The sequence below is a fragment of the Cellulomonas fimi genome (genome assembly GCF_028527925.1).
In the GTDB taxonomy this organism is placed as follows: domain Bacteria; phylum Actinomycetota; class Actinomycetes; order Actinomycetales; family Cellulomonadaceae; genus Cellulomonas; species Cellulomonas fimi_C.
This window is the reverse complement of the sequence record NZ_JAPESW010000008.1, coordinates 120704-128850: the sequence shown is the minus strand read 5'-3', so window position 1 is coordinate 128850 and position 8147 is coordinate 120704. Positions and strand designations below refer to the sequence as shown.

General features: G+C 74.9%; 11 protein-coding genes and 1 tRNA gene. 5 read left to right on the top strand and 7 right to left on the bottom strand.

What is annotated here, in order from left to right; all coding sequences use genetic code 11:
* Positions 1-373 (top strand): hypothetical protein (locus OMK64_RS06155; protein WP_272727202.1); only part of this gene is annotated, 373 nt, incomplete at its 5' end.
* A gap of 73 nt (positions 374-446) precedes the next feature.
* A tRNA-Asn gene (locus tag OMK64_RS06150) sits at positions 447-519 on the top strand.
* 254 nt (positions 520-773) lie between these two features.
* Here the strand turns inward: OMK64_RS06150 and OMK64_RS06145 are convergent.
* The gene (locus OMK64_RS06145) at positions 774-1604 is read right to left on the bottom strand and encodes a hypothetical protein (RefSeq protein WP_272727201.1); all 831 of its coding nucleotides are present in this window, start codon (positions 1602-1604) and stop codon (positions 774-776) included.
* A 27-nt stretch (positions 1605-1631) separates the two neighbouring features.
* Positions 1632-1994, bottom strand: coding sequence for an STAS domain-containing protein (locus OMK64_RS06140; RefSeq protein WP_272727200.1), 363 nt, complete (start codon positions 1992-1994; stop codon positions 1632-1634).
* A 125-nt stretch (positions 1995-2119) separates the two neighbouring features.
* On the opposite strand from OMK64_RS06140, the gene OMK64_RS06135 reads away from it, so the two are divergent.
* Entirely contained in the window at positions 2120-2512 is a 393-nt protein-coding gene (locus OMK64_RS06135) for an ATP-binding protein (RefSeq protein ID WP_272727199.1), read from the top strand.
* Between the two features lie 58 nt (positions 2513-2570).
* Here the strand turns inward: OMK64_RS06135 and OMK64_RS06130 are convergent, their stop codons facing one another.
* Positions 2571-2822 (bottom strand): acyl carrier protein, encoded by a 252-nt coding sequence (locus OMK64_RS06130; protein ID WP_168678562.1) that lies wholly within the window; start codon positions 2820-2822, stop codon positions 2571-2573.
* A 217-nt stretch (positions 2823-3039) separates the two neighbouring features.
* On the opposite strand from OMK64_RS06130, the gene OMK64_RS06125 reads away from it, so the two are divergent.
* Complete coding sequence (locus OMK64_RS06125; RefSeq protein ID WP_272727198.1) at positions 3040-3819, top strand: SDR family oxidoreductase; 780 nt, start codon at positions 3040-3042, stop codon at positions 3817-3819.
* A gap of 54 nt (positions 3820-3873) precedes the next feature.
* Here the strand turns inward: OMK64_RS06125 and OMK64_RS06120 are convergent, their stop codons facing one another.
* The 3 genes from OMK64_RS06120 to OMK64_RS06110 form a co-directional block, all read right to left on the bottom strand.
* Positions 3874-4434, bottom strand: a complete 561-nt coding sequence (locus OMK64_RS06120; RefSeq protein WP_272727197.1) for a GNAT family N-acetyltransferase — start codon at positions 4432-4434, stop codon at positions 3874-3876.
* A gap of 95 nt (positions 4435-4529) precedes the next feature.
* Positions 4530-5240 carry a response regulator gene (locus tag OMK64_RS06115; protein WP_272727196.1) on the bottom strand — a complete coding sequence of 237 codons (711 nt, stop codon included), beginning with the start codon at positions 5238-5240 and terminating at the stop codon, positions 4530-4532.
* A complete protein-coding gene (locus OMK64_RS06110) occupies positions 5237-6565 on the bottom strand; it encodes a sensor histidine kinase (RefSeq protein ID WP_272727195.1) in 1329 nt (442 codons plus the stop codon). Before OMK64_RS06110 ends, OMK64_RS06115 begins: the two co-directional genes overlap by 4 nt.
* 174 nt (positions 6566-6739) lie before the next feature.
* Between OMK64_RS06110 and OMK64_RS06105 the strand changes: the two genes are divergently transcribed.
* Positions 6740-7330 (top strand): M15 family metallopeptidase, encoded by a 591-nt coding sequence (locus OMK64_RS06105; RefSeq protein ID WP_272727194.1) that lies wholly within the window; start codon positions 6740-6742, stop codon positions 7328-7330.
* 38 nt (positions 7331-7368) lie between these two features.
* Here the strand turns inward: OMK64_RS06105 and OMK64_RS06100 are convergent, their stop codons facing one another.
* Positions 7369-8145 (bottom strand): LLM class F420-dependent oxidoreductase, encoded by a 777-nt coding sequence (locus OMK64_RS06100; protein ID WP_272727193.1) that lies wholly within the window; start codon positions 8143-8145, stop codon positions 7369-7371.
* Positions 8146-8147 lie beyond the last annotated feature (2 nt).

Below are 8147 nucleotides of genomic sequence, written 5' to 3'. Positions count from 1 at the left end.
CCTGGAGGACGGCAAGGTCGCCCGCGTCCCCTGGAGCGAGGTGGACCGCGGGTCGCTCGACCCCGCGACGCGCGTGCTGTCGGTCACGTGGGTCTGGGGCGGGACGTCGCGCCTGCCGTTCGCCCAGGACTCCGCGTCGGTGAGCTTCACCCAGACGTTCCGCGAGCGTGTCCAGCAGTCCGTCGTCCACGCGGTGCCCGTCACGGTGCCGGGCGGCGCGAAGGTCAGGCTCGCGCTGCGGCGCGACGAGGAGGGTGAGATCTTCACGCAGGTGCTGGGCGACGCGGGCGTCGACGTCGACGACCCCGCCGTCTCCGCGGCCCTCGACGTGGCGGAGGCGGAGGCGCGCGACGCGGTGGGCCTGCCACGTTGAGCCCCGGACTGCCCGCCCGCGTCGGGTGGTCCGGAGCACCCTCCGACGGCTGCTAGAGTTTCTTCCCGCGCGATCCCTCGTAGCTCAATTGGCAGAGCATCCGACTGTTAATCGGACGGTTACTGGTTCGAGTCCAGTCGAGGGAGCAACCCCCGAAGGCCCCTGACGGCACGTGTGCCGACCAGGGGCCTTCGTGCATGAGTCTCCCCCGTCCACGTCGGGACGAGCCGACGGTCGCCGGTGCGACGAAGGCTCGGCCGCCGTCCCGGCCGACGTCGAGCGGCTCGCGCACGACGACACTCGGCGCCCCGGCCCGGTGTCCGCCCACCCAGGTCCCGCCGACCCACCAGGGGCGTCGGCCGTCCGCGGTGGAGGCGTGACGTACCCGACGGCCGTGCCCTCAGTCCTCGAGACCGAGAAGGCGGCGCTCGTAGGACGACGGCGGCACGCTCGGCGCGTGTCCCGTCGTGTCGCGGACGGCGACGAGGACCGCCCGGGCCACGGACGTGAAGGTGGCCTCGTCGACGTCGTCCGCGAACACGTCGACGGACCAGAAGATGAGGTCCCGCCAGAACGCGAGCGCCATGTGCCCCTCGCCGACGTCGATCGCGAGCTCGTCGTACTCGACCGCGTCGCCCGCGGCGCTCTCACCGACGTCGGTCCCCCGCCTGACGCCGATCCCGGCCACGCGGAGCCGCTCCGCGACGGCGACGCACCAGGTGCGGCCCTGGAGGGTGGTCGTGGCGTCGACCGGGCGTGACCGGTCGCGCGGGGCACCGCCGGGCGTGAGGTCGATCTGCCACCGCGCGCCGGACCACTCGGGCTCGCTCACCTTCGCGACCAGCCATGCCGGAGTGTTCTCAGGAGTGCGCGGGAAGCTCGCGACGTCCACGGCCCAGGAGGCGTGCCCGAAGTCGTGCGCGGGCTCGTCATGGTCGAAGTCCGCCGAGACGCGACCGTCGGCCGTCACACGGATGGTCGCGGTGTACCAGCTCCCGGCGCCCGGCTGGTACATGCGTGCGCGAAGGTCGGCCATGAGGTCGAAGAACTCGCGCGCGTCGGGTGGTGGCACGCGCACCTCGTCGGCCGCCCTCACGCACGTCATCGACTCGACGAACGCCTGACCGACGCTCTGGCGGACATACGTGATCTCGCGCCACCCGCGCGGCGCGGCCGCGGCGAGGAGCTGCCCGATCGTGGCGCGGTCCCGGGGGGTCGGAGGCGTGGTCACGCGGGCGCGTGCGCGGGCCCGAGCGGCTCAGCGAGCCGCGTCGTCCCGGTCGAACATCGCGAGGACGCCCGACGCCTCGAGCGCCATCAGAGGGCTGCCGCTCGCGCCCACCAGCGGGACGCGCGACGACTGGTGAGAGGCGACGGTCACCAGGACGGCGATGACCGAGGAGTCGATGAAGGTGGCCCGGCTGAGGTCGATCGCGCGCACACCGGCCGCGACGAGGGCGGGGCCGAGCTCGCCACGGGTCACGCCGAGCTCGTCGGCCAGGTCGAGCACCGAGGCGACGTCGACGTCGCCGTCCACGACCAGCACGTCGGGGTGCTCGGGGTCGACGCGCAGGGCGTCGGTCGGGGCATCTGCGCCGTCGGGGCGCGACTGTGACGTCACGGGCCCAGTATGGCGACTCGAGGGGCGACGCGTGGAACCGGACGCGCGGCGACGGCCACCCGACCGGGGGATCCGACCCCCGACGCCGGTGCGCACGAACCCGTCGAGGCGGGTACGGTCGGCGGGTGCACGCGGAGGTCGAGGGCAACGAACGCTCGTTCGCGTCCTCCGTCAGCTCGCTCGCGCGGGCTCGGGCGTGGTCGATGGAGCGCGCACGCGACGCCGGTGCACCCCGGCGTGTCGTCGACGCCGTGCAGCTCGCGATGAGCGAGGCGTTCACCAACGCGGTGCGGCACGCACCCGGGTCGCAGGCGATCACGGTCCGTGCCGTGCACCGCGACCACGAGGTCACGTTCGAGGTCCACGACGGCACCGCGACAGCCCCCCGCCGGCGCACCGGTCGCGAGGGGCTGCCGGGTGGTCACGGTCTGCACATCCTCGACGCGGTCACGTCCGGCTGGGGGTGGCGGCCGACGCGCGGCTCCGGCAAGGTCGTGTGGTTCACGATCCGCTGGTGAGCCGCCCGCGGTGAGCCGTGCCCGGTGAGCCGCGTCAGGTGAGGCGTGTCGGCCGGCGTCAGGCGTCGCCCTGGGGGCTCGTCGCCGAGGTCCCGTCCTTCGTGAGCTCCGCGAGGAAGGCGTGGCAGCGCTGCGCGCGCTCGGAGTCCTCCCGCATCACCTGCTCGAAGAACGACGCGATCTCCTCCTGGCCCGCGTTGCGGGCGTCCCGCACGTACTGGCCGTAGTCGTGCCCGGCCTTGAGCGAGTGGTACTGGACCGAGATCAGGTCGAACGTGACGTCGTCGAACCCCGTCTCCCCTGTGGCCATGGTCGGTCTCCTTCGTGCGCACCGGCACGAGGGCCGGCGTCGTGGCGCCAGCCGCTGCTCGACCGCTCTCCACGCTAGCGACGGTCCCTCCCGCTGCAACCGCGCCACCCTCGTGCCGGCCGGGCGCTCGCACGGGCGCGCGGTTACGGTCGACGGACCGTGCGCGGTCGCCGTCGGGAGGACGGCGGGGACGGCGTCGGCGACGAGAGGACGCACGATGGCGGTGGCGGAGAAGGTGGCGCTCGTGACGGGCGCCGGGTCGGGCATCGGACGGGCGAGCGCGGTGCGGCTCGCGGCCGACGGCATGACGGTCGTGGTGCTCGGGCACCGGCAGGAGAGCGCCGACGAGGTCGCGGCGGAGATCCGCGACGCGGGCGGGACGGCCGTGGCGGTCGCGGCCGACGTCGCCGACGCCCAGGCCGTGCGGGACGTCGTGCGGCGCGTCGAGGACGAGCTCGGGCGGCTCGACGTCGTCGTGGCCAACGCGGGAGTGAACGGGGTGTGGGCGCCCGTCGACGAGATCGAGCCCGAGGAGTGGGACGCGACGATCGGCACCAACCTCACCGGGACGTTCCTCACGCTGCGGTACACGGTCCCGCTGCTCGTGCGGCAGGGCGGCGCGGTCGTCGTCGTGTCGTCCATCAACGGGACGCGGACGTTCAGCAACTCCGGGGCGTCCGCCTACGCGACCAGCAAGGCAGGGCAGGTCGCGCTGGCCCGGATGCTCGCGGTCGAGCTCGCGCCCCGCGGGGTGCGCGTCAACGTCGTGTGCCCGGGCGCGATCGACACCGAGATCAGCGACAACACGGAGCAGCGGAACACCGAGCACCTGGGCGTGACGGTGGAGTTCCCCGACGGCGAGATCCCGCTCACGGGGTCCGAGCCCGGGCGCGCGTCGCAGGTCGCCGACGCGGTCGCGTTCCTCGTGTCCGACGGGGCGAGCCACGTCACGGGCACGGAGGTGTTCGTCGACGGGGGCCAGTCGCTCGTCGTCTGAGCGGGACACCCCGCGCCTCCCGGCGGCCGTCACGGCACGCGAGCCCGCCGGCCGTCAGGGGCTCGTCGTCATCACCGCGAGCGCGTCCTCGTCGAGGGGCCGGTCCGCGAGCACGAGCCGGACCGCGTCGGGGTCCGGGTTGCCCACGTCGGGCCCCCGCCAGACGAGCGTGAGCCCGAGCCGCTCGGCGAGGCGACGGGACGCCGTGTTGTGCTCGAGGAGGTACGCGACGACGGGGACGTCGGGCCGGACAGCGCGGGCGGCGTCGAGCGCTGCGCTCGCGAGCTCGTGCGCGAGCCCGCGACCCTGGGCCTCGACCGCGAACCGGTAGTACACGTTCCAGACGGTGCCCTCGCGCAGCGTCACGCCGCCGATGCCGACCACCCGGTCGTCCTCGCGGTCGCGCGCGGTCCAGTAGCCCAGGCCGTCGTCGTCCCACGCGGTGGCGTACCGCTCGAGCTGGGTGCGGGTCTGGTCGACGGAGGTGTGCCGCCCGGACGGGAGGTGCTCCCATAGGCGCGCGTCGGCGTTGAGCGCGAACACCGCCTCGCTGTCGTCGACGCGCACGGCGTCGAGACGCAGGCGGGCGGTCCGGACGTGGCGCAGGTCGGTCACCGCTCGACCGTAGGGGCCACGGTCCCGTCCTGCCACGCGCACGTCACCCGGTCCCGCACGCCGTCGCCGCTGCCCTCTCGGCCCGACCGTGCCGCTCAGGCGTCGGTCGCCACGTCACCCGCGGGACGGACGAGCCCTGCGTCGAACGCGGCGACGACGAGCTGCACGCGCGTGGTGAGGCGGAGGCGGGTCAGCATCGAGCTGACGTGGCTCTTCACGGTCGCCTCGGTGAGCGAGAGCGCGGCCGCGACGTCGGCGTTGGTCGCCCCGGTCGCGAGGTGCACCAGCACGTCCCGCTCGCGTGGCGTCAGACGGTCGAGCACCTGCCGTGCGGCCGGTGACGCGGTGCGCGACCGGGTCGCGTCGGCGGCCTCCGCGAGCCGCACGTAGCGCGCGACCACATCCCGTGTGACCGACGGGTCGAGCAGCGAGTCGCCCGCGTGGACGCGGCGGACCGCGGCGACGAGCTCGGCCGGGTCCGCGTCCTTGAGGAGGAAGCCGTCCGCGCCCGCGCGCAGGGACGCGACGACGTACTCCTCGTCGTGGAACGTCGTGAGCATGATCGTGCGGGTGCCCGGGAGCGTCGGGTCGGCGACGAGCGCCGCGACCGCGTCGATGCCGTTGCCGTCCGGCATGCGGATGTCCATGAGGACGACGTCGGGGCGCGTCGCACGGACCACGTCGACCGCGTCGGCGCCCGTGCCGGCCTCCCCCACCACGGCCATGTCGTCCTCGTGCTCGAGGATCATGCGCAGCCCGAGCCGGATCGTCGGCTGGTCGTCGACCACGACGACGCGCACCGTCATCGCGCCGCCCCCGTCAGGGCGACGTCGGGACCGCTGAGCGTCGTGGTCGGCAAGGAAGCGTGCACCGTCCACCCGCCGTCGTCGGCCGGGCCGGCGTCGAGCCGACCGCCGCACGCGCGCGCCCGCTCGCGCATGTGGACCAGGCCGTGCCCGCCGGACGGGGTTTCGGGGCGGCGCGGGCCGGGGTCGCGGACGACGAGGTGCAGCACCCCGCCCACCTCGTCGAGGCGGACGTCGGCACGGGTCGCGCGGGAGTGCAGCAGCACGTTCGTCAGCGCCTCCTGGGCGATGCGGGCGACGGCGAGCGCGACGTCGGGCGGCAGGTCGACACGGTCCGGGAGCGTGAGGTCCACGGCGACGCCGGCCTCGCGCAGCCGCTGCGCCGCGCGCGCGACGTCGTCGACCCCTGGTGCCGGGGCGAGCTCGGCGGAGACGCCCGCGGAGGCGGACGAGCCCGCGGTCCCCGGCTCGCGGACGTCGACGGTGGCGTCCGTGCGGTCGTCGGCGCGCAGGACGTGGACGAGCCCGCGCATCGCGGTCAGCGCCTCCTTGCCCGCGCCGGCGATCCACGCGGTCGCCTCCGCGGTGGCCTCCGGCCGGCGACCGGCGACGCGGTTGGCCGCCTGCGCGCGCACCACGATCGCACTGACGTGGTGCGCGACCACGTCGTGCAGCTCGCGGGCGATCCGGGTCCGCTCCGCGAGGACCGCGCGCTCGGTGCGCTCCTCCTGCAGCCGGCGGAGCTCGGCGTTGCGAGCGGCCAGGTCCGCGCTGGTCCGCTCGAGGCGGTGGACGACGGCGCCGAGGACGACCGCCACGCACGCGAGCGTCGCCAGCGCGACCGCGTAGGACAGGTCGACGAGCGGCATCCACGGCAGGAGCCACACGTCGAGGTCGCGCGTGACGGCGAGGCCGCCGGGCACGAGCAGCGCGAGCGTCCCACCGGCGGTCGCCACGGACCCGATCACCGGCCCGACCGCACCGGCCCGCGCGCCCAGGAAGGCCGCGACGAGCAGCGGCGCGAGGTGCAGCTCCGACTGCAGGCCGGTCCGGTAGACGAGCGGGTAGCCGATCACCACGCCCCAGGACGTCGCGCGCGGGTGTCGCCGCCAGGTCGCGACGACGACCGCGAGCGCGAGCCCGCACCACCACCAGGCGGACACCCACCGCGGGTTCCACCAGTGCGACGAGCGCAGCACCTCGACCACGACGCACCAGCCGAACCCGACGGCGGCGCCCAGCAGCAGGTCCCGGGCTCCGCCGGACGTCGGGGCGGCGGTCGCGTCACGCGGCGTCGTCCTGGCGTGGGGCGCGGTGGGGTGCACCAGGCGACGCTAACCGCCCGACCCCGCGCTGCCCGACCGCCCTCGGACGGAGATGCGGACCCGGCGGGTCAGACCCGGGACGGACACCGGTCGGGCGCCTTCCGTCGATCGGCCGCGGACGGTTCGGCCACCGCTCCGACGCGGGCGCCGGACGTCGTTGCCGACGCTGGAGCCATGACCAGCAGGACGACCCGCCCCCGCTCCACCCTCCGCCTCGTGCCCGCGCTCGTCGTGGGCGCGACCGCCGCCGTGACGGCCGTCGGCGCGGCCGCGTTCGCGTCGGGTGCGCTCGACTCCGTGCTCGCACCACCTGCCATCGCCGGCGCCGGTCACCCGCAGGACGGCCTGGAGGTCGCCGGTACGACGGCGGCTCCCCCGCGCGCCGTCGACGGCCTCGACGCGGAGCTGGTGCGGCGGTTCGAGGCCGCGCGCGCGGCCGCCGCCGAGGACGGCGTCGACCTGACGATCACGTCCGGGCACCGGACGGCCCAGCAACAGCAGTCGCTCGTCGACGACGCCCTGGCGCGCTACGGCTCGGAGGCCGAGGCGCACCGGTGGGTCGCCCCCGTGGACGGCTCGGCGCACGTCGCGGGCACCGCGATCGACGTCGGGCCGACCGACGGCGCGTACTGGTTGCTCGAGCACGGCGCGGAGTTCGGGCTGTGCCAGGTGTTCGCGAACGAGGTCTGGCACTTCGAGGCCACGATCGAGCCGGGCGGGACGTGCGGACCGACCGTGCCGGACGCGTCGGGGCTCTGGCACTGACCGGCGCACGTCGCGCCCGGCTCGGGGCTGTCAGGTGGTCAGCCCTGCGCGTCGCGCCAGGCCACCCACTGCTCGGCGAGCGACAGGTCGTAGTCCGGGCCCGACGTGCCGACCGTGAACAGCGTGACGCCCGCGTCGACGAGCGCGTCGGCGTGCTCGCTCGGCGGGCCGCCGACGGCGGTGCTCCGCTCGACCAGCGTGCTCGTGTCGCGGCCGACCGCCTCGCCGTGCTCGTCGAGGATCGCGCTCTTGCGCACGAGGGTCTCGACGTCGCCGAACGAGTGCCACGCGTCGGCGTGCTCGGCGACGACGCGCAGCGTCTTCCGCTCGCCACCGCCGCCGATCAGGATCGGGATCTCCCGCGTCGGCACGGGGTTGGACTTCGCCCAGCGCGCCTTGATCCGTGGCAGGGCGGCCGCGAGGTCGGCGATCCGCGAGCCCGCGGTGCCGAACTCGTAGCCGAACTGGTCGTAGTCCTTCTCGAACCAGCCTGCGCCGATGCCGAGGATCAGGCGGCCGCCGCTGATGTGGTCGACCGTGCGGGCCATGTCGGCCAGCAGCTCGGGGTTGCGGTACGAGTTGCAGGTCACGAGCGCGCCGATCTCGACGCGGCTCGTCTGCTCGGCCCACGCGCCGAGCATGGTCCAGCACTCGAAGTGCTTGCCGTCCGGGTCGCCGGACAGGGGGAAGAAGTGGTCCCAGTTGAAGATGACGTCGACGCCGAGGTCCTCCGCGCGGCGCACGGCGTCGCGGATCTGGGGGTAGTCGGCGTGCTGGGGCTGAAGCTGGACTCCGATGCGGAGACGACGTGTCATGC

What these genes read in the sequence shown, in the direction of transcription:
- OMK64_RS06100 (WP_272727193.1), bottom strand. Translation starts at nt 8,145, where the DNA reads ATGACACGTCGTCTCCGCATCGGAGTCCAGCTTCAGCCCCAGCACGCC.
- OMK64_RS06130 (WP_168678562.1), bottom strand. Translation starts at nt 2,822, where the DNA reads ATGGCCACAGGGGAGACGGGGTTCGACGACGTCACGTTCGACCTGATC.
- OMK64_RS06105 (WP_272727194.1), top strand. Translation starts at nt 6,740, where the DNA reads ATGACCAGCAGGACGACCCGCCCCCGCTCCACCCTCCGCCTCGTGCCC.
- OMK64_RS06125 (WP_272727198.1), top strand. Translation starts at nt 3,040, where the DNA reads ATGGCGGTGGCGGAGAAGGTGGCGCTCGTGACGGGCGCCGGGTCGGGC.
- OMK64_RS06115 (WP_272727196.1), bottom strand. Translation starts at nt 5,240, where the DNA reads ATGACGGTGCGCGTCGTCGTGGTCGACGACCAGCCGACGATCCGGCTC.